The 23777-nt window shown below is 34.5% G+C and carries 22 protein-coding genes and 4 pseudogenes; 12 read left to right on the top strand and 14 right to left on the bottom strand.

Features of this window, described 5'->3' with window-relative positions; all coding sequences use genetic code 11:
* Positions 1–26: 26 nt before the first annotated feature.
* Positions 27–386: a hypothetical protein gene (locus ABWU64_RS03835; RefSeq protein WP_341815961.1), complete on the bottom strand. Its 360-nt coding sequence runs from the start codon at positions 384–386 to the stop codon at positions 27–29.
* 151 nt (positions 387–537) lie between these two features.
* Between ABWU64_RS03835 and gap the strand changes: the two genes are divergently transcribed.
* The 11 genes and pseudogenes from gap to ABWU64_RS03780 all read left to right on the top strand — a co-directional run bounded on the left by gap (position 538) and on the right by ABWU64_RS03780 (position 9101).
* Positions 538–1509 carry a type I glyceraldehyde-3-phosphate dehydrogenase gene (gap, locus tag ABWU64_RS03830; protein WP_341815963.1) on the top strand — a complete coding sequence of 324 codons (972 nt, stop codon included), beginning with the start codon at positions 538–540 and terminating at the stop codon, positions 1507–1509.
* A gap of 3 nt (positions 1510–1512) precedes the next feature.
* A complete protein-coding gene (gene tatC / locus ABWU64_RS03825; protein WP_211908050.1) occupies positions 1513–2271 on the top strand; it encodes a twin-arginine translocase subunit TatC in 759 nt (252 codons plus the stop codon).
* Between the two features lie 154 nt (positions 2272–2425).
* Entirely contained in the window at positions 2426–3466 is a 1041-nt protein-coding gene (locus tag ABWU64_RS03820; protein WP_341815964.1) for a magnesium transporter, read from the top strand.
* 197 nt (positions 3467–3663) lie between these two features.
* A pseudogene (locus ABWU64_RS06460) lies at positions 3664–3816 on the top strand (IS630 family transposase); the annotation flags it as partial.
* A gap of 93 nt (positions 3817–3909) precedes the next feature.
* Entirely contained in the window at positions 3910–4239 is a 330-nt protein-coding gene (locus ABWU64_RS03810) for a hypothetical protein (RefSeq protein WP_353279308.1), read from the top strand.
* Between the two features lie 323 nt (positions 4240–4562).
* A complete protein-coding gene (locus tag ABWU64_RS03805) occupies positions 4563–5570 on the top strand; it encodes a hypothetical protein (protein WP_353279307.1) in 1008 nt (335 codons plus the stop codon).
* A 157-nt stretch (positions 5571–5727) separates the two neighbouring features.
* Entirely contained in the window at positions 5728–6327 is a 600-nt protein-coding gene (locus ABWU64_RS03800) for a peroxiredoxin (protein ID WP_015588541.1), read from the top strand.
* On the top strand, positions 6314–7261 hold the full coding sequence (gene trxB / locus ABWU64_RS03795) for a thioredoxin-disulfide reductase (RefSeq protein ID WP_135352830.1): 948 nt from the start codon (positions 6314–6316) through the stop codon (positions 7259–7261). The genes ABWU64_RS03800 and trxB overlap by 14 nt, the downstream gene beginning before the upstream one ends.
* Before the next feature lie 90 nt (positions 7262–7351).
* A complete protein-coding gene (locus ABWU64_RS03790; RefSeq protein WP_353279305.1) occupies positions 7352–7876 on the top strand; it encodes an ankyrin repeat domain-containing protein in 525 nt (174 codons plus the stop codon).
* The gene (locus ABWU64_RS03785; protein WP_353279303.1) at positions 7837–8364 is read left to right on the top strand and encodes a hypothetical protein; all 528 of its coding nucleotides are present in this window, start codon (positions 7837–7839) and stop codon (positions 8362–8364) included. The genes ABWU64_RS03790 and ABWU64_RS03785 overlap by 40 nt, the downstream gene beginning before the upstream one ends.
* Positions 8365–8453: 89 nt before the next feature.
* Complete coding sequence (locus ABWU64_RS03780; RefSeq protein ID WP_353279301.1) at positions 8454–9101, top strand: hypothetical protein; 648 nt, start codon at positions 8454–8456, stop codon at positions 9099–9101.
* Between the two features lie 413 nt (positions 9102–9514).
* On the opposite strand, the gene ABWU64_RS03775 is transcribed toward ABWU64_RS03780, so the two are convergent.
* A complete protein-coding gene (locus ABWU64_RS03775; RefSeq protein ID WP_341815968.1) occupies positions 9515–10060 on the bottom strand; it encodes a hypothetical protein in 546 nt (181 codons plus the stop codon).
* 336 nt (positions 10061–10396) lie between these two features.
* Here ABWU64_RS03775 and ABWU64_RS03770 point away from each other — a divergent pair, with 336 nt between their 5' ends.
* Positions 10397–12778, top strand: a complete 2382-nt coding sequence (locus ABWU64_RS03770) for a hypothetical protein (RefSeq protein ID WP_341819771.1) — start codon at positions 10397–10399, stop codon at positions 12776–12778.
* A gap of 702 nt (positions 12779–13480) precedes the next feature.
* On the opposite strand, the gene ABWU64_RS03765 is transcribed toward ABWU64_RS03770, so the two are convergent.
* From ABWU64_RS03765 to ABWU64_RS03710, 12 genes and pseudogenes are all read right to left on the bottom strand, one after another.
* Entirely contained in the window at positions 13481–14020 is a 540-nt protein-coding gene (locus ABWU64_RS03765; RefSeq protein ID WP_010082266.1) for a pyrimidine dimer DNA glycosylase/endonuclease V, read from the bottom strand.
* Positions 14021–14917, bottom strand: a complete 897-nt coding sequence (locus ABWU64_RS03760) for an Rpn family recombination-promoting nuclease/putative transposase (RefSeq protein ID WP_353279299.1) — start codon at positions 14915–14917, stop codon at positions 14021–14023.
* A gap of 87 nt (positions 14918–15004) precedes the next feature.
* Positions 15005–15502 carry a phage major tail tube protein gene (locus ABWU64_RS03755; RefSeq protein ID WP_010082216.1) on the bottom strand — a complete coding sequence of 166 codons (498 nt, stop codon included), beginning with the start codon at positions 15500–15502 and terminating at the stop codon, positions 15005–15007.
* 11 nt (positions 15503–15513) lie between these two features.
* Positions 15514–16700, bottom strand: a pseudogene (locus tag ABWU64_RS03750) (phage tail sheath subtilisin-like domain-containing protein).
* Positions 16693–17244 carry a hypothetical protein gene (locus ABWU64_RS03745; RefSeq protein ID WP_010962686.1) on the bottom strand — a complete coding sequence of 184 codons (552 nt, stop codon included), beginning with the start codon at positions 17242–17244 and terminating at the stop codon, positions 16693–16695. The pseudogene ABWU64_RS03750 and the gene ABWU64_RS03745 overlap by 8 nt, the downstream one beginning before the upstream one ends.
* A 6-nt stretch (positions 17245–17250) precedes the next feature.
* On the bottom strand, positions 17251–18720 hold the full coding sequence (locus ABWU64_RS03740) for a hypothetical protein (protein ID WP_353279297.1): 1470 nt from the start codon (positions 18718–18720) through the stop codon (positions 17251–17253).
* A complete protein-coding gene (locus ABWU64_RS03735; RefSeq protein ID WP_353279295.1) occupies positions 18707–18910 on the bottom strand; it encodes a hypothetical protein in 204 nt (67 codons plus the stop codon). The genes ABWU64_RS03740 and ABWU64_RS03735 overlap by 14 nt, the downstream gene beginning before the upstream one ends.
* Before the next feature lie 5 nt (positions 18911–18915).
* A complete protein-coding gene (locus ABWU64_RS03730) occupies positions 18916–20100 on the bottom strand; it encodes a hypothetical protein (RefSeq protein ID WP_353279293.1) in 1185 nt (394 codons plus the stop codon).
* A gap of 11 nt (positions 20101–20111) precedes the next feature.
* Positions 20112–22039, bottom strand: a pseudogene (locus tag ABWU64_RS03725) (DUF4815 domain-containing protein).
* Between the two features lie 15 nt (positions 22040–22054).
* Positions 22055–22738 (bottom strand): hypothetical protein, encoded by a 684-nt coding sequence (locus tag ABWU64_RS03720; protein ID WP_108784542.1) that lies wholly within the window; start codon positions 22736–22738, stop codon positions 22055–22057.
* Between the two features lie 306 nt (positions 22739–23044).
* Positions 23045–23536: a hypothetical protein gene (locus tag ABWU64_RS03715; protein ID WP_264707826.1), complete on the bottom strand. Its 492-nt coding sequence runs from the start codon at positions 23534–23536 to the stop codon at positions 23045–23047.
* 33 nt (positions 23537–23569) lie between these two features.
* Positions 23570–23773, bottom strand: a pseudogene (locus ABWU64_RS03710) (hypothetical protein); the annotation flags it as partial.
* Positions 23774–23777 lie beyond the last annotated feature (4 nt).

Genomic DNA, 23777 nt, shown 5'->3' with positions numbered 1-23777 from the left:
TGTAATAGTTTAAAACTATTACAAGCTTATATGCTCTGTCCTTGAATATTTGTTTGTTCAATAGTAATACTTTCCAAATTTTGTAAAGATTCAAATTCTTCTTGCATATCCAGTATGTTTTCTATTACTTGCTGATCTTCATCTCTTTCTTCTAATTGAAATGCTGCTGCCTCTTGAGGTGCTTCTAGCAGTTTTTTTAATATTTCTGTGCGCAGTTTCTCTGTTATTGATTTCCACTGTAGCATTACTAGCATTTCATTTTGCAGCACTGACATTTTCTGTAATGTTTTCACTTCTTCTGACAGTCCTTTATTTTCTTTTTGCAATGCTTCTATTTTTCTTTGCTGATACTGATTATCTGAATTTGTCATTGGTAATCCATGCATAACCTACTCCAAGTTAAAATTTAGATATTATTAATTAAGTGAGACAGTTTCTTTAGTCAATCAATATATTATAACATTAGGGTTAACAACTAAAAGAATAGAATGAAATATCAGGCAATATTTCCTATAATTAAACTTTTAAGATGGAAAAATGACAATTCGTGTAGGAATTAATGGTCTTGGTAGAATAGGCAGAAGTGTATTGCGTGCTATTTTTGAAGTAGAAAACTATAGCGAGCAAATAGAAGTTGTGGCGGTAAATGGGTCGCTCAGTGCTGAGCAGCATGCACATTTGATTAAATATGACTCTGTTCATGGTAAATTCAGTGGTGATATTGGTTTTAACGAGTCTGAAAATTGGCTATCTATAAATGGCAGGAAATTTTCTTTATATAGAGAACGTGGCCCTGAAAATATTCCTTGGAATGTTGATGTAGTACTTGAATGCACTGGTGCATTCAACAAGCGTGCGGAAGCAGCAAAGCATAATGCAGAGAGAGTAATTGTCTCTGCTCCAGTTTCAGATGCTGACGTAACCATAATTTACGGCGTAAATAACGATATACTAAAAAAGGAGCATAAGGTGATCTCAGCAGGCTCTTGTACTACAAACTGTCTGGCTCCGATTGTACAAGTTTTACACTCCAATTTAGGTATAAAAAGCGGTTTTATGACCACTATACATGCCTATACGAATGATCAAAATATTCTTGATGGCAACCATAGAGACTTACGCAGGGCAAGAGCTTGTGGCCTTTCTATGGTGCCAACTACAACCGGAGCGGCAAAAACAATTGGTTCTGTCATTCCTCAGTTAAAGGGTAAACTAGATGGTACTGCTATTAGAGTTCCGGTTAGCAACGTTTCTATGGTTGATTTTAAATTTTTAGCTGATAAGAGAGCAACAACTAAGGAAATAAACGAAATATTTAAGAATTCAGCAAATCATGTGTTTTCCGTATGTAACGAGCCTTTAGTTTCAATAGACTTTGTCCATAACCCTTATAGTGCAATTGTGGATTTAGCTGGTACATATGTCACAGGTGATATCTGTAGAGTTGCAGCATGGTATGACAATGAATGGGCTTTTTCATTGAGAATGTTAGACATAGCGTTATTGTAAAGTATGAACGAAAACTCACAAAAATATGCTTCATTTTATGAGCACTTTGCGGAACTTAGAAAAAGAGTTATTTTTTGCTTTCTATTTTTTTGTGTTACCTTCGGGTTTTGTTACTACTTTAAAGAAAATATATACCGCTTTTTACTTGCACCTTTAATAGAAGTTACAAAAGATAGCAATGATTTTTCTCTAATCTATACAGACTTAACAGAAGCGTTTTTTGTATATCTCAGGGTTGCAATAATGAGTGCACTGTTGTTTTCTTTTCCTGTGTTTGCATGGCAATTCTACATATTTCTAGCACCTGGCTTATATAAGAGAGAAAGGGCAGTGTTATTGCCATACTTAATTGCAACACCGGTTTTGTTTGTAACGGGAGCCGCTGTAGTTTACTACTACATATTTCCCTTAGCCTGGAAATTTTTTATTGCTTTTGAACATAGCGGTAAATCTTTCGGTATACCGATAGAGTTTATGCCTTCAGTTAGTGAATATTTAGACCTTGTTCTCCAGTTTATGTTTGCATTTGGCACTGCATTCCAAATTCCAGTCATACTCACTTTAATGGTAAGAGTAGGGCTAATCACTGCACAAAGTTTGTCAAATAAACGCAGAATTGCAATAGTGGTAATTTTCATTATTGCCGCAATCTTAACTCCACCTGATGTTCTGAGCCAAGTGGGGCTTGCAATTCCTATGCTGGTGTTATATGAGCTGTCTATCCTGATATGTAGATATATTGAGAAGAAAGCAAAGGATTGAATCAAGAATATTATTTATAAACAAAGAATGAGCACCGGAGCGCTTTTTTTGTTTGAGTGTTTTTGGCACCACAGCATTTTATTAATTTATTGACTTATTTGCTTAAATATATAGCAATTAAAGTATGTTATTATTTTGAATAGGAGAATTTTATATGCCAAAATATGAAGAGTTAAACGGAACACAACAAGGATCATATGATAAGTTACAGACTTCGATAAAAGAAGGTGAGAATATTATTAATCTTCTTACAGGATTTTCAAAAGAGGATTTGCTGAAAATTCTTACTACTGTGAAATGTTTTAATAGCAACGATCAAGAACATACTCTAACACTGCTTGGCTATGCTATAAGTCTTAAGAACTCGTTAAGTAGTCAGAGATATATTACAAATATTCTAAATGTAGCTAAAGAGAAAGATATATTAGAAGAAGTTCTTACTAATGCGAATATAAAGATCAAGTTTCCAAATGGTCAAGAATGTACTTTAACACCACTTGTCAATGCTATTGCTATTAATAAACAGAAAGGCATTCAAGCTATCCTAGATGTAGCTGAAAGAAATAGTATATTAGAAAAAGTTCTTACTACTGCGAATATAAAGATCAGGCCTTCAGATGGTGAAGAACATACTCTAACACCGCTTGACTATGCTATAAGTCTTGATAATCAGGAAGCTAGTCATAAAAGCATTGAAGCTATTCTAGATGCAGCTAAAAATGATAATATGTTAGAAAAAGCTTTCGCTAATGTAAGAAAAGATCATCTTAACAAAACCAAGGAGGTTTTAGAAATATTAAAAAATCAAGAACAAGATGAAAAGGAAAAAACTAAAATTGATGGTTGGCTGGAAGTACTTAAAAAGATCATTTCTGGTTGCGAAAGTCAGGAACAATCTTCAGTAGCTGAAAGCAGCGTACCTCAAACTGAAGGAAATATAACTAAAGATACAGTAAAAACTACTAATAAACCAATAATCATTGGTAGTGTTTGTGGTGCCATAGCTGCATTGGCAGTTGGGTTAGGATTGTATTTTAGTGCTGCATTACCGGTATTGCCTATAATTGGTATAGCTGTAGCTGCTGCTGTATTAGTTGGACTTGTTGCTGGTGGTATTACATATGTAATGTCAAAGCTTAGTGAGAATCTAGATATAGCTAAAGTAAGACAAGGAGTTGTTGATAGTAAGGGGTAACAGTATATGGTTAAGTAAAAGGAAGAAGTGACTTCTTCCTTTTCTTCAGGTTTTCTATTGATCGTATATTCACAGCATTAAGTTCGATAGGTTGCTGTGTAAAAGATTAGGAAGTAGTTTTGTTAGTATTGAAAATTATAGCTCTTTTCCTAATAGTGTGAACATGATGGAATAGGTAAAGTAGCGAGGAGATGTGAATGCCAGCAGCATATAGTTATGATTTAAGGAAAAAAGCATTGGATGTAGGGGAAAGTAGAGCATTTGTAGCCAAGAGGTTTAAAGTTAACATTCTATGAATGGCAAAAAGGTGCAAGAAAATAGGTGATTTTAAATCAAAATGTAGATCCAATAGAGCGTGATTGATATCTTGCTAGTAATAGTGTAACAGCTTTTATTAAGATATTTTTTTACCATACGGCAGCAATAACAAAGTTAGAAAATTGATGGCTGAATATGTTGGCATTGATAAACAGTATATTATGCCTCAAGCAATATTTACTTTAGTAGCTTCTACAACTTTTTTTAGTATAGCTTCTTCTTGGTGCTGTGTACCAACAGCAGTATTTGCACTTGCTACGTGTTTCTTTGTTAAAAATGATGTACATGCTGCATTTTCTGCAAAAGAACTTTCTCCTGAGTTTGCCGAAATTATTACTGAAAAAGTAGTAAATAATGTTGAGCTCAATGCAGAAGACAACTCTCAATCGAGAAGCTACTTGTATGAGACTGTGTTATATAGTGAAACTAGATTTCACCTTTACACATCTAGATAAGGGGTAACAGAAGACACTAGAATGACAAAATCGTTATTCTGCTACGCATTATCGCCGTATAACTATAGCTATATATGAACTAAAAAAGTAATATTCACTAGATCTTAATATTTTAGATCTATATTTCAATAAAATATTACAATTAGTATGAATGATCCATTTAAAAGTGAGGATTATAAAAAAATCTCGATTCTCTGATCAAAGCTATAAAGCTAGGAAATTCAGAGAAACAATATGGTAAAACAGTAACAGATTTATCTCATGCTTTAGAGGGTTTTACAGATAAGGCAGAAGATGTAGCTAAGCTTGTTATACGTGATGACTTGAATAATGGTGTAAAGAAGGCAAATAAAAAGCCATTAATTCTTAGGATATTCAATAGAATATTAGGAAGAGATGTTTCGATTAGGAATATAAGTAATTTTATAAAAGATAAATTGCCTCCTTCAACTGTTAGAACAGCAATCGAATATACAGATGTTATTCAAAAAATTTCAGATTTAGAGCGAATAGAAAGAAGTCAAGATAAATATAGGTCATATGGAATAAATTTAGAAAATAGACAGCAAAAGAAAAATCTCTTATATGAACGAGAAGATTCAGGTTATGGAGGTTCATTAAACGAAGATCCTGAGTATGAAGAAATATCAAATTATCAAGAGGAAAAAAGTAAATCTTTAACAAAAGATTTGCGTAATCTACAATCAATTAAAGAGGAGCCGATTTATGCAACAATCTCTAAAGAACATATAGAAGCAAAAAGAGAACATAGGAAGAAACAACAACTTCAATCTCTTGCACCACCAAAACCACCAAGAGTACCACTAGTACCAGAGAAAATGTTTACTGCCAATCAAAAAATTAGACAAGAACCGAAAAAAGATAAACCTGCAGTACCACCAAAGCCTAAAGATTTAGGCGAAAAAGTAAGCACAGAGCGAAAAATAGTAGTAGAAAAATTAGCTGAGAGTAACCCTATACTACCACTAAAATCTAAAAATCAAGATGGTAAAGAATCAGCAAAAAAAGCTGATGGACCAAAAGTACTAGTAGTTGCTATGAAAAAAGAAGTGACTCGCGAGAGTAGTAAAGTAAAGGCATTAAAAGAAAGATTTGAGCGAAATCAAGTAAAGAACGTGTTGCCTGCTGAAAACAAAACTACTTCAGTAACACAAACGGATATCAGTGTGAAGAGAAAACAATCTCGTTCATTTCCAGTAGGGAATAAAAAATCTTCGATCAACCATCTTGCCAGCAAAAATTTACCTTCCACGAATGTAAGTGTAAAAGAAATGGTTGCACGAATTGAAAACAGAAAAGATGGAAGATAGTAATATTTTGGTATTTCCCTATTCATGAAAATTAGCTCTTATCATAACATTTTTACAGCCATAAGAGGAAGTTTTTATAGGATTGGGGCTAAAGAAAACTTGCATGTAAATGTATCAAGGTATAAAATTGTAGATATTGAAAATGAATAGGTTAGTTATGAATCTTGTAACAAAATCCGCTATCGATTTTACTGCTTCGGCTGTTCTCGCTAATGGAAAAATAGTTGATGATTTCTGTTTAAGTAAACATATAAAGGATAAGTATGCTGTCCTTTTTTTCTATCCACTTGATTTTACTTTTGTCTGTCCAACTGAGTTGATATCATTTAGCAACAAAATAGAAGATTTTTCAAAACGTAATGTTGAAGTGATAGGAATAAGTATAGATTCAAAATTTTCACACTATAAATGGCGAAACACTCCAGTTAATGATGGTGGTATTGGAGAGGTTAGCTACACTTTAGTGTCTGATATCAAAAAGTCTATATCAAGAGACTATGGGGTCTTATATGATGACTCAATTGCACTAAGAGCAACTTTTGTTATTGATGATAAATTTGTTGTGCGTCATCAATCGATAAATGATTTTCCTTTAGGACGTAATGTCGATGAGTTTATTAGAATTATTGATGCAATAAAACATAATGAAGAGCATGGTGAAGTATGTCCAGCAGGGTGGAAAAAAGGCAAGCCTGCGATGCAGGCAAGCGATGAAGGAGTGGCTGATTATCTAAACTCACACAGTGCAGAATTGTAAATTGAGTACAAAAGTTCTTATTATTGGATCTGGAGCAGCGGGTTATGCTGCTGCTATATATGCAGCACGTGCAAATTTAGAGCCAATTGTAGTCACAGGAATGCAACCTGGTGGTCAGCTTACAATTACTACGGATGTTGAAAACTATCCAGGTTTTGTTTCTATACAAGGTCCAGAACTCATGGAACAAAAGAGGTTGCATGCAGAGAAGGTGGGGGCAAGGGTAATAAATGACGAAATAAAAAGCGTTGAACAACTTGAGGATTCTAATGAGTATAGATTTAGATCTTGTGGTAATGTTAGTGACTACTATTCGAATGCAATTATAATCGCAGCTGGTGCGCAAGCGAAGTGGCTTGGCCTGGAGAGTGAAAAGAAATTTCAAGGTTATGGGGTTTCAGCATGTGCAACTTGTGATGGCGCATTTTTTCGGAATAAAGTTGTAGCTGTGATTGGTGGTGGAAATACCGCAGTTGAAGAGGCAATATTTTTAACTCGATTTGCTAAAGAAGTTATACTGATACACAGGCGTGATAAGTTAAGAGCAGAGAAAGTAATGCAAGACAGGCTCTTTAAAAATGATAAGATAAAGGTAATATGGAATCATACCGTAGAGCAGATTCTTGGAGAAGAAAATCCTAAAAAAGTTACTGGCATTACAATTAAATCGACAGACATCAATAAAACCCAGGAATTGAAAGTAGATGGAGTGTTCATTGCAATTGGGCATGCACCAAATACAGGTATTTTTAAGGGCTTTGTTGAAATGGACCAGCAAGGTTATATAATTACGAAACCTGGAACAACTCTAACCAGTAGGGAAGGGGTATTTGCCGCTGGTGATGTTCAAGATAAGGTATATCGTCAGGCAGTAGTTGCAGCAGGTACAGGGTGCATGGCTGCACTTGATGCAGAAAAATTTTTGGAATCATAATTAGTTCTAAAATTTTTAATTAAACTCCTTACAATTTTCTTTGTTTTTTGATAATTATGTTAATGAATTATAGATTGGGGGGAATTTAGTATGCTTTCGCAAAATAATGTAGATTTTGGAAGAAGGGTTGTTAGTGATGTAGGATTACGATCTCAAAATCAAACAACTTCAGGACAATCAACAGCAAAATTATTTAAAGCTATTGATGATGAAAATTTAGAAAATTTTAAGCAAGCTCTGGCAGAAGGTGCAAATGTTAATGCGTTTGATAATGGATATACATCATTAATGACTATTATCGTGAATGGTGATGATAGTCCTACAAACTTAAAAATGATGACTTTGCTTTTACAGCACCAGAATTTAAATGTTAATATTCAAGAAACTAAAGAACGCAATACAGCTCTACATCTAGCTTTTCTTATGGAAAATAGAAGTTTTGTAGAGATTTTACTGAGACATTCTAGTATTGATACAAACGTGAGAAATAGAGTCCTTCTTCTGAAAGATGAATATCTTGAACCTCGATATGATGGGTTTAGAGCAGTTTTTATAGACAATCCATCTTACCAACAATGTTTTTTTATACTCCTCAGGAACATATTGAAAAAATAGGGCGAATACAAAAAAAGAAGTTTTCATATCTTACAATAGAAATACAAAAAGCACAAACAGGAAAAGAATTATTAAATGCTCTTTCTGGTAGAAAGATTGACCAAGCAAAAATACTATTAAATCAAGATCTCAACCCTAATTGTTGGAACAGAAATTTCAATGGAGAAATAGAAACACCACTTAGCCTGATTATCAAATCATGTTTACAAGGAATAATACAAGACAACGAGGAAGTATTGACTAAACTTTTAAAACATAAGGAGCTAGATTTTAGTCAAATAAAACCAATACCAGCTATAGAACGAAATCAATGGGTAAAGCAAATAATTGAACGAACTATTAAAGAGCGATTAACTGATACTATTGATAAAAAAGATTTGGATAGTGTGAAAGAATTAGTGAAAGATAACTGTTTCATAAATCATGCAATTGTTACTGCTGCGTTGAGGAATGTTCATAATCTAATCGAATCTATTAAAATTATCTAATTGAGAAATTTCCTGCAACTGTAGAACAGTCTTCAGCAAATGCACATAATGTTGCTCCGGAAATAAACGATGGGCTTATTGCTCAAGAATTGCAGCGACTTGAAAACCTGGAAGGTGAACTTGAAAGAACAAAGGCTCAACTTGCAGAAAAAGAGCAAGAGCTGAATAAGGTCGTAAACGAAAGAACAAGAGATACTAGCAAAATTTCACAGTTAGAAAGGGAGTTGAGACAAGTAAGGCAGGATAATCAAGAAAGAATTCACACTTTCACTGATCAAGTAGCTCGACTTACTAGAGAAAAAAGTCAACTTGAAAACCTTAGAAGTGAACTTGAAAGAACAAAAATTCGACTTAGAGAAAAAGAGCAAGAGCTGGATAGGGTCGTAAGTGGAAGAACAAGAGACGCTGACAAAATTTCACAGTTAGAAAGGGATTTAAGGCAAGAGAGATTAAAACTTCAAGCTCAAAATCAAGACTTAAAGAACAAAAACAGAAAACTTTCAGAAGCAAGCATTTATAATAGAAGGCAAAGTAACTATGCTTCTTCCTCTTTTGTGTTATCTGGAGCGTTTGCTGTTGGTTCATGTTTAACAGTATCGAATTTAGAAATATGTATTTCATTTGCTGTAGCTGCATCTGTTTGCATTGCAATTGGGTGCTACTGTTCATATAAAGCAAGTTCAGTACTGAGTGATGTGACAAGCACTGAATTTGGTAATGTTATCAGTTTAAAATAGAGTTAAGGTTTTTACTTCTTCTCTAAACTCTACTGAAAATTTTTATAAATATTGAAAACATCTTAGATGAATGTAAACCTAAGTGGTTTCAAGACTTAAATGATCAAGCAGTTGTTGTATTATCCATTCAGTAAGATGATAAAATCCTATACTCGGATGACATTTTCCTTGGTCTGTTGTATCACAATGTTCGTACAGGTGTATGTTCCACCAAAAGTACGATTTATGTTATAGCGTTGTGCTAAGGGTGTCATCCCAGTGTCAGCTACTTTCATGGGTTCTGTCGCATTTATAAACCATAGAAAAGAAGATTATTAAAGCTGGGATTATAGGAGTTATAGATGTGACAGAACCGTAAAATTTAACACTTCTGCAAATCTTCATTTACTTGTTGGTTAGCTCCTAAGTTAGGTTCATCTAGTTATCGCTAGGCTTTGATGCTGATAAGGTTGAATTATCGTAACCTCCGTAAGATAAGTGCTTGGTGGTCTCAGACAAGGTTCATCGATTTCTACAAATGCCAGTACTTTCAATTGAGGAATGTGTTTTTCATTAACATCTTCAAAATCGATAAAGTTACTCAGAGTTATTCCTCCATTTCCTAATTTTTCCCTAAAGTCATTTCTGTGGCTGTCAAAAAATCTCTTCATATCATCAAATGTCATTTCTTTAATATCATATCTATTATAATATATTGATAAAGCATTAATTAATGGTTTGTGGTTATGTAGGAAAATTTCTTTTTTCACTTTATTAGCTTTATCAATTAGAATACGAGCATATTCTGGATATTGCTCTTGTAAGCTTTTTTGATTATTAAACTTATCACGTACATTTTCATTTTTTTCCCATATACTAACTAATGCACCTATATTATTCTCGTTTAAAAAGTCATGTAGTAGCTTATTTTTCTTCTTAAGTTTTTCAGCTTCTAGCACCTGCTTATCTGCTAAACTCATAATTACCTTCTAGTGTTAAAAATAATAATATACTTTAATTATTAAATATTTAAATAGAAAAATCAAGATTTATATATTTTTTATACTTTATGTAAGGTTATTAATAATCACCTTAGCTCCAGAAAGACCTATTTGATACCCAAACGTTCTGGTCAGGCCTAGAGAAATCTGTCTGGAATTATTGAGTATTTTCTAGAAATCTTAATTTGACAGCTAACACCAGGTTTTCTGGAGACTATAGGTGATGCACTTTTTCTATTTATATTCCCAAGAATAAGGTCAGTAGATATGTTGTTTTCCAGAAGAATATTAGTAAGATTAATTGGAGAAGTGCTTATGACTTTAACTAAGTGTGTTTTAACTTCGCCCTTAAGTTCTGTTCAGCAGTATCTGTTAGTGTTAGGTAAGGTTATGGTTGTAAATACAAAATCCGATCAGCAGAGGGCTGAAGATGATCTATATACTGTTTTGAGATTCAAAGAAAAAGGAGATTTTGAAAGACGGATAAGAGAACTGCTTGTTAACGATTATAAGAAACTTAAAAAACCACTGAGCAAACTCCTTGGTAAGTTAGAAAGTAAAATAAGGACTGATAAAGAGAATAACCAAGCAGCCAGAAACGTTTATGATCAAATCAAAAAATCTAAAACTAATGAAGATAAATTAAGTAATTTATTGAACTTTAAAAAACAGCTAAAAGCTTTCCTAAAAAATCAAGATGATTGTAGTATTGTGTTAAATGCGATTGACTCTGCAAGTGTTATCCCTGTTATTGAAGTTAATGGTGTGCATCCAAAAGATAGTGAGATCAAAAAGTTAAAAAAAGCTCAACCTCTCACCTCTAACAGACAAGACTTTGAAGAAGCTCTAGGATACATAGAATCACAAGAAAAAGTTATGGGGATTACATTAGAGGAAATTATGGAATACAAGCAACACTCTGTTAAGATTTTTCTACTGAACCGTGTTCATTCATGCAAAAATGGGCATTCTCAATTGCATCCTGATGTAAAAGAAGCTATAGCAATATTATCAAATGATAAGCTGAGAGCTTTCTACGATGAAGAAGTAAAGAAGAAGACGCTACAACCAATATTGTCCTACAAAGAATGTGAACAATTATATGATAAAATTAACTATGAAAAAAATGAATCTCGCATTATAATCGAAAGAGAAGAACTTGGAGAGAATGTTAGGAGGGTAATGGGAGTGAAGCGCTTTACGAATGAAAGCAGTAGAGAAGATCAGAAAAATGGTACTAGTCCAACAGGAACTTCTACAAATTATAGACAAGAGCAAGTTGCCTCTAGTGGTGATAGAACACTTTATAATAGTGATATACCTTCACTAGGTAGATCGATTAAGAGCAGCCGAAGTGCACTGTTTATGCCATTTGGAGCTTCTGTTGATACGAGTACCCCGATTAAACCTGCCAATCCATCTAACCTAGTTACCACTGGTGAGAATTATACTAGTAATGCAGATCTGAGTGATGAATTGAACGTAAGTGAAGTAACTAAAATTGTTGAACGAATGGAGCTATTATCCAATAGTTTAAAAAAAATCCAAGAAATTGTGGAAAAGCTGGGTAATACTACACTAAGTGAAGAAGTGATAGTTCATGAGAGACATTTCAAAAAGTTTATGGATTTTGTAGGAGAAATTCTCGTAGATATTGGTACAAGATTACCACAAAGTGATTCTAAAAGCATGTATCTTGAACAAAAATTGAAGGGATTGGAAAAGATGAATGAATCCTTAGATAACAGTGTTCAAGAGTTAGAGAAAAAAGTAGATAAACTTGAAAAAGAGAATAAAGATTTTCTAGCAGAAAATGATGAACTTAAGGAAAAACTTGCTACAGCGAAAGAAGAAAAGGAATTGCTATTTAATAAAAAAGAAAAGATGCAGGAAGTTATAAATGGGCTGAATGAGAACAATCAACGATTAATGCAAAAAATAAATGGGTTAGAAGATGATTATGAGTATTTGTTAAGAGCGGAAAAGACAAAAAGAGAAACCGAAGATTCGTGTATACAAGTGGAGGATGCAGATATACCGGAAGGAAAAGCTGAGTTATGTAAAGACTATGAAATTAAACTAGTAAAGCTGGAACAAGAGATAGATGCAAAAGGGAAACAATGTGAGGAATTGCTATTAGAAAATAGTATATTACGAGGAAATATAGAACGATTAAAGGAAGAGAATAAACGATTAGAAGGCATTGAAGAAAGCTTTAGTATCGATCCCTCACATTTTTGCTCTGTAAAAAATTTGCATGATGAGCTTATTCTAGCTAATGAACAGCCGGAAAATATTGATATATCAATCCAGGATGAGATGGATTCAAAAGTTGCCACTGAGTCTGTGGGTGTTAATGTAAAACAAGGTTATAGTAAAAGGACTAGCAACCTATCTCGAGTCTCTGAACAAAGTTCAGCAGTAAAATCTCAATTCTCAGAAGCAAGAGCTCAGAGTAGAAAGCAAATAATTTATGCCTCTGCTTCTCTTATATTATCTGGAGTATTTGCTGTTGGCACAAGTTTAACAATGTCTCATTTAGGAATATCTATTTCACTTGCTTTGACTGCATTAACTTTCCTTACATTGGGATGTTATTGTTCATATAAGGCAAGTACAACGCTTAGGAATATTGAACTTGATCGAACTTTTAAAATGGCTGATCATGAAGCTGTTTTTATGGTTCCCAGCTTATAACTATGTGGAAAAATATATTGTTTTACTCACCCCAAGAAAAGAGATAATGGGAAAGATAAAAAGGTCTATCAGTTCTCGGTGCGGCAGATTAATTTCTGACGGTGATATAGAGCATTACTTATTTCTCTAGAGAATAGGGAATTGGCGAATAGAGTTCTAGGTGTAGAAGGAGATATAGATGAAGAAAAGACCAGATTTAGTAGAAAAATATAAGGGCTTCTTTGTAAATGATAGTAAGGGAACAGCAAAGTAGTTATATTAAGGGACTGGTTTTATGTTCTGAACTCAGATTTTCGTTAGGTTATAAAAGAAGTAATATCGAGACCTTACTTTGAAATTCCAGATTATCAGAGTACTTTGCTCTTCTGAAGTGAGTGATGTTGGAATACCTCTGGATCGCAGTACTAATAACCAAAATTAAAGAGTAAATAGTTTATAATTTAAGTATTTATAATAGAGAAATTAGCATGTATCTAAATTTGAGCAGCAAATACCTTGAAATTACCATCAATTCAGTAAAATTGAAGAGTTTTAATGGTTTAATCATGTAAAGTATTCAATAAACTGCCGTTTTTAAATTTTATCAGACTCAGTTAAAAGAGTGGAGATTTTAATGATTTACCTCAAATCTAATTAAGAGTTAAAGTGAGAAGATGTTTTAGTTTTTATGCACCTTCCTCTCTACTAATTAAGGCGTTCTTTTTATTTGCGGCTTTTCAGACGTACGATTCTGCTTAGCAACCAATCCGGTACTTCTCTACCCTTTTCCCACTTAGCAAACCTCATCTTTTCTTTTAGGTAGTACTCTCTGTAAGCTTTTACTGAATGACTAGACTTATATTGATCTGGTAACGCCTGTACAAAAGGCTTTATATCGGTTGATTGAAAAACAAGCAAATTCTTATTACTATCACACCAATCTATAACTTCTTCTGATCTATGTTTTCTTTTATATCGCCAAGTATACTCTTTGCACAGCTCCCTTCCGTATTTTATTAACCAGAAAAAGTTCCCTTTGGATTGTCTAGCCCATAGAGAACAAGGGTGGTTTTTGTGAGTAAGTTTATATGGAACTTCTATATTCTGGTCTGTGATGCTGACTAAAGGATTTGGCACTTTTAATGCTATTGAAAAAACATTACTCAGTAACTGAGCAGTTTCTAATAGCATTTTTACTATATGCTTATCACATAACATTTTTGCCGCAATCTCTGGGTTTTCATCTAGTACAAAGATGTTCATCTAAACATCCAAAGAGCTTAAGTCTTTAATTTCATTAGCTGTAAGACCAGTAGTTTGAGCTATGATATCAATAGAAACTCCTGCTTTAAGTAGATTCTTTGCAACTTCAATTTCCCTCTCTTTTCTGCCTTTTTCATGTCCGATGAGGATGCCTTTTGCAGTAGCATCATCAAGTTTTTGAGCAAGGACAGCCTTTTCATCAAGAATACGCTTTATCTCTCCTTCATATGCTAAAAACTCCTTTTCTGACCAGTTAAACCTATTTAGCTCTTCATACGCTTTTTTGATTATTACGTCACTTCCTGTTATCCTTTCCAATTCTTCTTCACTTGTTTCATCGGCGTACTTAAAAAAATACACCCACTTCTCAACTATATTTGAAAGTTGATCTTCTTTGGTTTTGGGAAATTTAGGCAATTCAATAAATACAAAATAAAAATCTTTTAGATCATGTTCATTAGTATCTTCATCGCGAATAGTGTGCTTTGATTTATACTCGGACTTATCAGGAAATAAAATACAATCTGCTATAGCAATAAAGATAATTTCCTTAAGGTTATGGTATTGATCACCTTTATCTGCTTGTCTTGAATAGGCTTTAGCAGCGTAATATTGGGCACGTTTTTCAAAGCCTTTGGTTTTAGCAACCTGCATCTCAATTATCCATTGTACTCCTGTAGAATCTCTACATAGCACATCAACAATACTTTGCTTTTTAGATGCGATATCAAGGTCTTGAATAGTACTTAAAAACTCTATATCCTGTATTGCATTTTTGCCAGTAAAGCTCAAGATATCATTGAGGAAGTGAATGAGAATGTCTTTATTCTTTTCAGTACCAAAGATACGGCGAAATGCTATATCATTTTTAGGGTCAAGAAATTTAGATAAAGCCATAGCAAAAATGTCTAAAAAACATTAACAATTATACAGTATTATCAGTAATTTTTCAATAAAGAAGTGAAAAGGCATCTGTCTATTCCATTAAATCCCTAGAATCGTTTGTAACAAGGCCATTTGATCAACACCATTTATCTTTCTTATCATATTTTCAGCATCGATCTCTATTAATTCATTACCACCTATAGTAAGTTTATAATAATGAGCAGCTACAGTGCATTTTAGAGTGGCTTTTTCAGCAGGTTTCCAGTTGCCAAAGTCAAACTCTTTAAAAATGCCTCTTAAATTGATTATTACTGCTTCAATATCATTACCTTGCATTCCTCCACGGAGCGTTAAAGATACTGAGTTTCCATCTATCAAGCCAAAAAGTCTAAATAGTTCTGAATCATACTCAGCAAAAGTAAAGTCTGCTTCAAGTTTCTCCATGCCCATATCAATATTTATTGGAATATCCATACCACCAGCACGATACTCCTCTGTTTTTATGGTAAGCTTCGGCAAGGTTATTTCATCTATTTTTCCTGCATAACCACGACCATCAACAAATACGTTAAAATTTCTCAGTATTTTGGGTAACACTTCGCTTTCTCCTAACTTATTACACTATTATTTACAAGATGGGATCTGAATATTATTTGCTCAGCTGGATATGGCGGTGTAAACTCAAAATCAAAAGACACTTTTCCGCTTGCAATATTTGCCGGTGTATTGAGTTCGGGAGTTGCATAACATTTTCCACTGATAATTGCTCCTTGCGCTTTTAAACTTGCAAGGTAAGAATTCACCCCCTCAATCACATCATCTATATAAGTTTTGGTGATATTGCGATCAACTGCCCATAAATGAGCCCTAAGTAAACTATCGTTAATTAAATCTGCAGTTCTTCTCACTGATAAAAAAGCCCATTTTGAGTCATTTGAACATGTTCTATTGCCCCAAAGCCTATAGCCATTTTGATGAATTATCGTTGTTACTTCATTTTCATTTAAGTGGTTTGCTCTGCAATTTGCATAACCTAAGCTAAAATCAATAGGCCTGCTTGTGCCAACAATACCATTTATCTCTTTATTTGAAGGTGAATGCCAGAAGCCTTGTTCGCTGTCTATTTTAGCTATTAAACCAGCTACAAATGGACTCGATGGCAAGATTTTTTCTTTTCCTTCAATAAATACCTTAACCCAAGGGTCAGCTATGTAAACTCTTGAGCTGCCTACACTTTTTCTCCATTTTATTGCTTCTTCATCATTAGTATTTGGTCCGTCTGCAACAATAATTGCTCTTAATTTTTCTGCTATGGAAATTAAAGCACTCACTACTGAATTTACTCCATCTATTTCAGGTAACTGATGAGTAAACTGAGGTGCAATTAATATTCTTGGAGCAACATGAACTATACTTTCACTACTGAGGAATGCCTCTATCCCTTGATATTCTCCAGTCTCTTTATCAACTCCACCGATTATACTTTGAATAGTTTCACTTTCTTTGAGCTTTGGATCGCTGTTTCACTTTCTTTAACTCGAATAACTACTACTGTTGCACCAATCTGGGAAAATATTCCATTTATTGCAGAAGGTAAACTGCCACTCTTTCCGAGCTTTGCTGCTTCCTTTAAGCTTCCTGCAACTAACACTGGTTTATTTAGCGGAAATTTTTGCTCATCTGCTTCAGGTGCAGTACCAATTACACCTATCACTGATGATTTAGCTGTACGTACTGTCTTTGCTCCTGAGGTTACCTCAATAACATTTACGCCATGTAAAAATTCTTCAGCCATTTCTTTGTATTTTTTTCCTGAAATCATCTAGCAAAGTCTGTAGCTCATTTTCACTTTTGGCTTCTTCAATCTTTCTTTTGGCTAAATCTTCAAGCTCTTCACATTTAATTATTGCTTTTACTGCTTTTTTCACTTTTTCCTCAATTATTCTTGCCATTTCAATAACCGTAATACCACGGACTTTTGCTAAAGGTTCTATAATTTCTTTATCCTTTTCATCCTGGTCTGCTAGAATGCTTTTTGCGGCTTCCGCTTGAATCTCATAAGATTTAGCTTTTTGGTGAGAATGACCTGCATATTGGTGAGTATGATTATCATAATAGAAACGCATACTATCAAATGCACAAAGCTTCGCATTATCCAGTAACTCCTTTTGTATATCTTCTTTAGTACGCTGAGCAATTTTTCCTCCTTCTGTTAAACAATAGCTTTTTTGCCAATCAAAATCTTCTGGTGCTTCATACCAATCATTTTCAGTTGGCTTGCTTTCAAGTGTTGTTGTTTCTACTTGTTTATCATTTTCAAATCTAATGTAGATAGACATTGTTTGTTACCTCCAAATCTCATACGTGTTAGATAATCCTGGACATTGCCAACCCCTGAGCGTCCTTTCCACATCTACCTCAAGCCCTGTGGTGAGAAAATTGCTACGTATGTTATAAATTCCCCACTGAATAAATTGACCATAGGTGTACACATCACCTGAAAACGCACCTTCACTAACTTTTGTTCTGGAATATAGATAAGATGATGTATAAAGTAATGTTGCAACTGTTTTTCCTGCTGGAATCTCCACATTACCAGATCCGGCTAACTTGCTATCAGAACTCGTGTATTGGTAAACATTTTTCCATACTATTTTTGAAATACTTGATTTATTAGAATTAGTGTTATCAGGAGTTCCCACAAATAATCCTGCTCCCCCATACTCCGTACTCGAATACGATGATCCAACAAATTCCATTGTCTTATTTATGTTCACATTGGTTGTATTTTTTACAAATACTACTCCAAGTGCAGCATACGGGTAATAGTATATCTCATCATAACTACCCGAAAAACTTTTTGTGCATAACTCTCCGTAAATAAATGTTCCTTTACTTCCCTCTATAAAACTTAGTTGTCTTGGCCGATAAAAACTAACGTAATCTGTATTGTACGTATGGCTACCTGCTAGTAGTTGTAACATATAGTCAGTTTTTGTTATATCACTACTCCACTTTCCAAGCTCTGTCGTAAAAGTTCCGCGGCCAAAATAATTATTTTTTCTGCCAAGTACACCAAATAAGAAAGGTAATGACCCTGGTTCAACCATGTTGCGATTTCTTATTTCATTTATAAGAGACACTTTTAACTGTTCATCCCGAGTTTTTACCTCATTCAGGATGTTTTCAATTCGAATTTCTATTTCTCCTATAATTGATGAGCCAGATGGTACATTATTAACAGCACGAAAATCTTCTACTAAACCTTTAAGACCATCTTTATGACTGTTACTAATGCTATTTATTGCTGCAATATTGGCATTCTTTCTCGTATCAAGTAGCGATATATGTGAATCTGATGATGCTTTTAAAGTGTTTAAGGAATTATCCCTAAGCTTGTTAATTTCATTGACAGAATCTGTTTTCGCTTCAGTTATTGCAGATATTGAATTTTCCTTATTGCTATTTATGTCACTTAAGTGCGTCCTTGCAGCGCTCAAGAGTTCTTTTAACTTACCATCAGTCATCTGTACAATTTTAGAAACTGCACTTTTGTCGACTATTGATTCCAATGCTTTAGCAAGATATGCCAGCTGATCTGGCGTACTATTTGCTGCTAAATCCTTAAGTCTCTTTTGTAGTGTATCAATTATTTCTTTTACTTTAGTCATTTGCGCAATATCAGAAATAGCTTTTTTACCTATCATCGATTCTAATGATTTAGCAAGGTACGCTAATTGATCAGGTGTGCTATTTGCTGCTAAATCTTTAATTCTTTGATGCAATGCATCTATGGCTTCGTTAGCAATGGTCATTCCAAAAATTCAAAAAAGTCTCAAAATTCAGTCGTTCAAATGCTTTTTTAAGCTTATTGTGCTCATTCTCTCTTTTAGCGATATCTTCATCTATTTTCTTAATTGTAGTACGGATACGAACAACATCTTGAACTGCAATATTTTCTGGATGAGGTAATGGATACTCTCTGCTTGTTTTATCATTTAGCATTTTTTTTATGTTATAATAATCCGCAAGTTTTTTACCTTTGGCCGATAGATAACCGTACCACTCAAAACTAATTTTACTCTAGTCTCACTAGCATTAAAATTTGATAGCACATGAGTTCTCTCTACCCAATTTTCTCCAATTGGTTTTCCTGATGTTAAATTTACTAATTGCCAATCATTGTTGCTTTTTTGCACATATGCTTTAACATCTGCAGTGCCAGGTATTAGTGCATCATAGGTAATTGTTATCTTAGTGTTAGCTCCTGCTGTAATGCTCCTAGTTACATAATCTCCTTTTTCCCCTATATTACCCATAACTAGCTGTAACCCAGGATATAGCACTGGACTTTTCTCTCGCCCTCCTTTTAGGCTTGCCTTTACTGTTAGCTCTCCAGATAATCTTTCACGCAGTGCAAGTGGCAAATTATCAGACAAAAAGTTCTCTTTTCCCTCTTCGTCTGTTAAGATAAATTCTACATTGGTATCAAATGCTACTTTTTCGACGTTCGTCAAAACAATTAAATCTGATACGTTATTTGCAGTAACTTTGCCCAGATCAATAATGTGAGAATTTTCAGTGAACTTTGCAGCTAGTAATCGAAACGTAAGGTCAAAGTTTTGATGTGGAGTCCAGGTACTTGCATTGCTTGATGAAAGTAATACTCCTACTTGATAAGGCTGACTTGTTACCCACCTGCTATTTACTGCATCATATTTGCCAAGTTCTGCTATTTTGACTGCAGTACCCGAATCATCAGTAAGCAGTACTATTGCATACTCCTCTCCTGCATGGCAAAACACTGGTGACCAAGTAATACGTGTTGCTGTGCCATCTATCTTTATATCTTTTGGCTCAATATAACTTTCAGCAATGACAGTCTGCGATGGCATTCCCACTGCTGTTTCTCTAATCTGCACAACAACACGTTTTTTGCCTTTATTTACAAACCATAGCTCCACGCCTCCTATGTGTCTGCTCTCATTTAAAGTAAATGTTTGCGCTAAAGGATCAACTCTTCTTGCTGCGATAACTCTTCTTCTCTCTTCTATGGTAATAGTTTTTTTACCAGTATACGTTGCTTCTCCATAGCTTCCTTTATCTCCATAAAATTGCACTAATTTAGTACCTGCTGGAATATTTGCCGGCACTTTCACCTTTCCTTTTAATTTTCCCTGATTGTTAGCTTCCACTTTTTTTTCCTCTATGCCATAGGTATAATAGAAATGCCATCAAATTTTACTTCTTTAAGTTTTTCATTTGGCTCAAAACCTTCGATCTCAAAATTCTGTACTGCTTCTCTCATAAATTCAGTTTCGTATGAGGTACTTGACAGCAGCTCTGTTGTTTCTTTAACATTAAATACTCTAGTTACTGGACTTTTCCAATTCGTGGTAGCCTCGGTCCAGTGATCAATGTTTTTATTTAGAGTAACTTTTGCGGTTACTTTATCAAAAGCTTGATATGGATTAATTTTTTCACTTTTAGTCTGTAAAAGCTGCTCCAGTACCGGTTCAAGTTCATATGGCAAAAGATATCTTTCCCCACCTTTTTCAATATCTGCAACTTCTACATCTATTGGCAGAACTAGCTCTCTATTTACTATTGCTGCAGACTGCAAAATTCCTTGATCACGCATATCATCGTCGAAGAACGAATCAACAAATACTCCTTTTTTGCTGGTAGGTTCTCTTGAATTTGCATCACTGCGTAGACGTTCCTGTGCAACCAGCGCATAAAGATCATTTATTCCTTTTTTCATTGCTTCAAGCTCATTCATCGGTACTGCATGAATAGCATTATTCACTATTTTCACCCCTTCTTTTTCTCCGTTTTTCCATGTCTGGTGAATATAGCAGAGCAAAAGCTGTCCAGAGGGAGCTTTAGGCATCGATGGTCGCCAAGGGTGAGAAATTCCTTTTATTCTTCTTACCACTCCTTTGCTATCGATAGTAATTAAATCAAAGCGTGGCATTTTCCAGGTGTAATCTATCAAAACCAAGCTATTATCAACTGCTCCCCTTACTTTACATCCCTCTTCATTTATATCTTCAGGGCTTACATGAGTGCGACAGCGATAAGTTATTAGGTAACTACTTCCAGGAGCTGGTTCTTTGCCAGGTAATGACCAATCAACGTTTCCTGCGTTTAACTTATAATCTACACTATTTTCATAAATAACATTGCCTTGTTTAATTTGAATAATCTCAAGTACCGCAGAGTCAGGTATTGGATCAACAGCTCCTGAGTATGAACCATGAGTAACGGTAATGGTTTTTTGAACAGTTATATCTACTTTTTTGATTTCACTTATTGGAAAATCATTAACCTTCAGTTCCATTACCCTTTGGCTATTTGGCTGAAAAGTATGTGGTTCTGATTCAACTGATTTTATATTCGGATCTTCATCAAAAGAAACACGAATACTGTGAGGAAGTTCAATCTCATAACCATCAACATGAGCTTTGCCCTCATTAACCACGAATACTTCTTTTCCACCTTCTTTATGTAGGAACATAACTTCCAAGCCATTTACAACGTAGGAACCATTTGCCTCTTTGTCATAACGAGCAAGAGCAGTAGTTACTATGTTTGCTTGTGGAGGTGGTGAGTGCTGAATGAGAACTCCATTTTCAATGTTATAAATTGGATAAAATTCGCCATTTACAGAAAAAGGGGAAGAAGCACCTTCAGATTGATAACCCCAGATGGTAGAAACTTTAAGTCTTGCTGCTCCTACTTCCTGATAGTTTCTTGTACCAACAGCAGGATCACGAAGATTTTCATCCTCAAGCTCTGTAATAGTAGATTCTAGATAATAAACACCTATACGAACTGTGGTACTCAGTGGAATAATAAATTCTTCTTTTTCGACTTTTCTAACTGCTCCACGAAGATAGATTTTTCCTGATTCAAGTGTAACTTTACCAGTTTCTCTATCTATAATACAATTGCTTCCTGTTATAACATCACCATCACGAAATATTGCATCACCTATGCCTTTAAGCTTAGAGAGAGCATACTCCTGAGTCTCGTTTAGTTCTGCTGACTGTAGACCTCTTCCTGCTAGAAACAAGCTTTTTCGTATTCTTTGTCAGGATTAAAGTGGTTATAATAGCTATTTAAGGTCATCTTTTTTCTCTTTTTCTAAAATGTCACTACAAACGAAAAAGTTTCCCTGGTTGCTGAAGTCCTAATGAGCGGTACTGTATGTTCTAAAACTAATAAGATCCCTGGGTCTTCTATATCTTGTGGTTCAAAATACCTTTGTCCAGGAGGCAATTTTTCTTTTACCCTTGTACCAACCATAACTCCTAGTTCCCTTATCACTTGATTTGCTGCATCCGTGAAATCGAAAGTAAATTTAAGGTACAAATTATTGGTTGGTACATTTGAGGACCTAAACCTCCCTGTTGGAGTCAAAAGCTCTCCATTCTCATCGCCTGTGCAAAAGAGAACCTCATCTGCAGTACGTCTGCCAAGTTCATTCAAGAGCTTTATAGAATTTATAGGTTCAGGTGGTGTGCTTTGAGTATATTCTACAGTAACTGCACTATTTGCCGTGATAGAGCTATTTTCCGTAAGTTTTATTACACCAGTACTGCTATCAACTGTATAGTCTATACTTGGCTGATAAATTATTTGTCCTGTAAAAACCCTTACATCTTTAATAGTGTGGTGATCTAGAGCTATTTCACCCTCAACAAAAACTTTTTCGACCTGATGGCTACTTTCCCAATTTGAGTCACCACTGCCCCAGGCAAGATGTAGAGACTGCTCTTTTATACTTGCTGCTATTGCTGCTCTTCCTGATTGTGTAAGAATTGACATGTTTGCCTCCCTTATTATATATATACCGGATTTCTCACAGATTTTTCCGGGAAAAATGAAAATTTTTTTTGAAGTACATTTTTATGCTTAAACATTCTTTTATCTTAAAAACTAGAACTACTTTTTTCTTTCGAGAATACCGAGACAATGCTTTTTGACATATTGAAAATCAAAGCTCACAAACAGTTTCAAAAGATTCAGAATTTAACCATTTTATCGCTTCTTCTTTCAGCTTTACGTTTTTTCCTACTGCATCTTTCATAGCCCTCTCAATGACAGCAGTCCATAGCTTCTCTTCGTCGTACTTCAAAATGGCAACCAATCAACTTCAGATTGTTCTGGAGTAATAACCGTAGCAATCTTGTTCTTTTCTCCATACCGATCAGCTTCAATACCAACTTTTGCAGTAAACTCTAATCCGTTAAAATCAGCTATAGAGTTGATTTTTCTAGCAATAACTGCTTTTTCTGAAGTGTCATGTGCATGAATATTTCGTGCTGACTCCAAAATACTTCTAAGCATGGAACGACCAGATTCTCCCCAAGTATCTTCTCCTTCAACTCTTGCTTTGCCACTTTTAATACCAATTACTTGAAAAATCTTACGTTTTGCATATTGACCTTCAGTGACGGTAAATTCAGCGTTTAAATAGATGCTGCCGGTAGCATAGCTTTTAGTGAACCAATTTTCATAACCTCCTGGTTTAATTGCCATTTTTACCTTAACTATTGTACCTTTTGGTATTAAATTACTTTGTAATTTTGCAGTATTAAAATCAGTTAAAAAATCTGATAACATATTGTCCTCCTATAAATTAAGTGAAAAAAAGAATCAACTCCATTGGTCTACAAGTTTCCAACGACCATTTATCTTATTGACAAGCTTGCTTGCCACACGTTCACCATTTCGCAACTCAAATACTATTTGACGGACAGTGCTTTCCTCATCATGAGCAAACATCACCATGCCAGTGCTATAAAATCCACGTAAAGATCCAGCACCACTTAGGCCTTGAAATGGATCTTCTTCTAAGAGCCTG

Source organism: Wolbachia endosymbiont (group B) of Xanthorhoe designata (genome assembly GCF_964028585.1).
In the GTDB taxonomy this organism is placed as follows: domain Bacteria; phylum Pseudomonadota; class Alphaproteobacteria; order Rickettsiales; family Anaplasmataceae; genus Wolbachia.
This window is presented reverse-complemented; position numbering and strand designations above follow the sequence as displayed.

What these genes read in the sequence shown, in the direction of transcription:
- ABWU64_RS03810 (WP_353279308.1), top strand. Translation starts at nt 3,910, where the DNA reads ATGGCTGAATATGTTGGCATTGATAAACAGTATATTATGCCTCAAGCA.
- ABWU64_RS03775 (WP_341815968.1), bottom strand. Translation starts at nt 10,060, where the DNA reads ATGAGTTTAGCAGATAAGCAGGTGCTAGAAGCTGAAAAACTTAAGAAG.
- ABWU64_RS03745 (WP_010962686.1), bottom strand. Translation starts at nt 17,244, where the DNA reads ATGTCTATCTACATTAGATTTGAAAATGATAAACAAGTAGAAACAACA.
- ABWU64_RS03790 (WP_353279305.1), top strand. Translation starts at nt 7,352, where the DNA reads ATGCTTTCGCAAAATAATGTAGATTTTGGAAGAAGGGTTGTTAGTGAT.
- ABWU64_RS03785 (WP_353279303.1), top strand. Translation starts at nt 7,837, where the DNA reads ATGTTTTTTTATACTCCTCAGGAACATATTGAAAAAATAGGGCGAATA.
- ABWU64_RS03835 (WP_341815961.1), bottom strand. Translation starts at nt 386, where the DNA reads ATGCATGGATTACCAATGACAAATTCAGATAATCAGTATCAGCAAAGA.
- ABWU64_RS03765 (WP_010082266.1), bottom strand. Translation starts at nt 14,020, where the DNA reads ATGAACATCTTTGTACTAGATGAAAACCCAGAGATTGCGGCAAAAATG.
- ABWU64_RS03720 (WP_108784542.1), bottom strand. Translation starts at nt 22,738, where the DNA reads ATGTCAATTCTTACACAATCAGGAAGAGCAGCAATAGCAGCAAGTATA.
- ABWU64_RS03820 (WP_341815964.1), top strand. Translation starts at nt 2,426, where the DNA reads ATGCCAAAATATGAAGAGTTAAACGGAACACAACAAGGATCATATGAT.
- ABWU64_RS03715 (WP_264707826.1), bottom strand. Translation starts at nt 23,536, where the DNA reads ATGTTATCAGATTTTTTAACTGATTTTAATACTGCAAAATTACAAAGT.
- ABWU64_RS03800 (WP_015588541.1), top strand. Translation starts at nt 5,728, where the DNA reads ATGAATCTTGTAACAAAATCCGCTATCGATTTTACTGCTTCGGCTGTT.
- ABWU64_RS03770 (WP_341819771.1), top strand. Translation starts at nt 10,397, where the DNA reads ATGACTTTAACTAAGTGTGTTTTAACTTCGCCCTTAAGTTCTGTTCAG.
- ABWU64_RS03740 (WP_353279297.1), bottom strand. Translation starts at nt 18,720, where the DNA reads ATGACCATTGCTAACGAAGCCATAGATGCATTGCATCAAAGAATTAAA.
- ABWU64_RS03735 (WP_353279295.1), bottom strand. Translation starts at nt 18,910, where the DNA reads ATGCTAAATGATAAAACAAGCAGAGAGTATCCATTACCTCATCCAGAA.
- tatC (WP_211908050.1), top strand. Translation starts at nt 1,513, where the DNA reads ATGAACGAAAACTCACAAAAATATGCTTCATTTTATGAGCACTTTGCG.
- ABWU64_RS03760 (WP_353279299.1), bottom strand. Translation starts at nt 14,917, where the DNA reads ATGGCTTTATCTAAATTTCTTGACCCTAAAAATGATATAGCATTTCGC.
- gap (WP_341815963.1), top strand. Translation starts at nt 538, where the DNA reads ATGACAATTCGTGTAGGAATTAATGGTCTTGGTAGAATAGGCAGAAGT.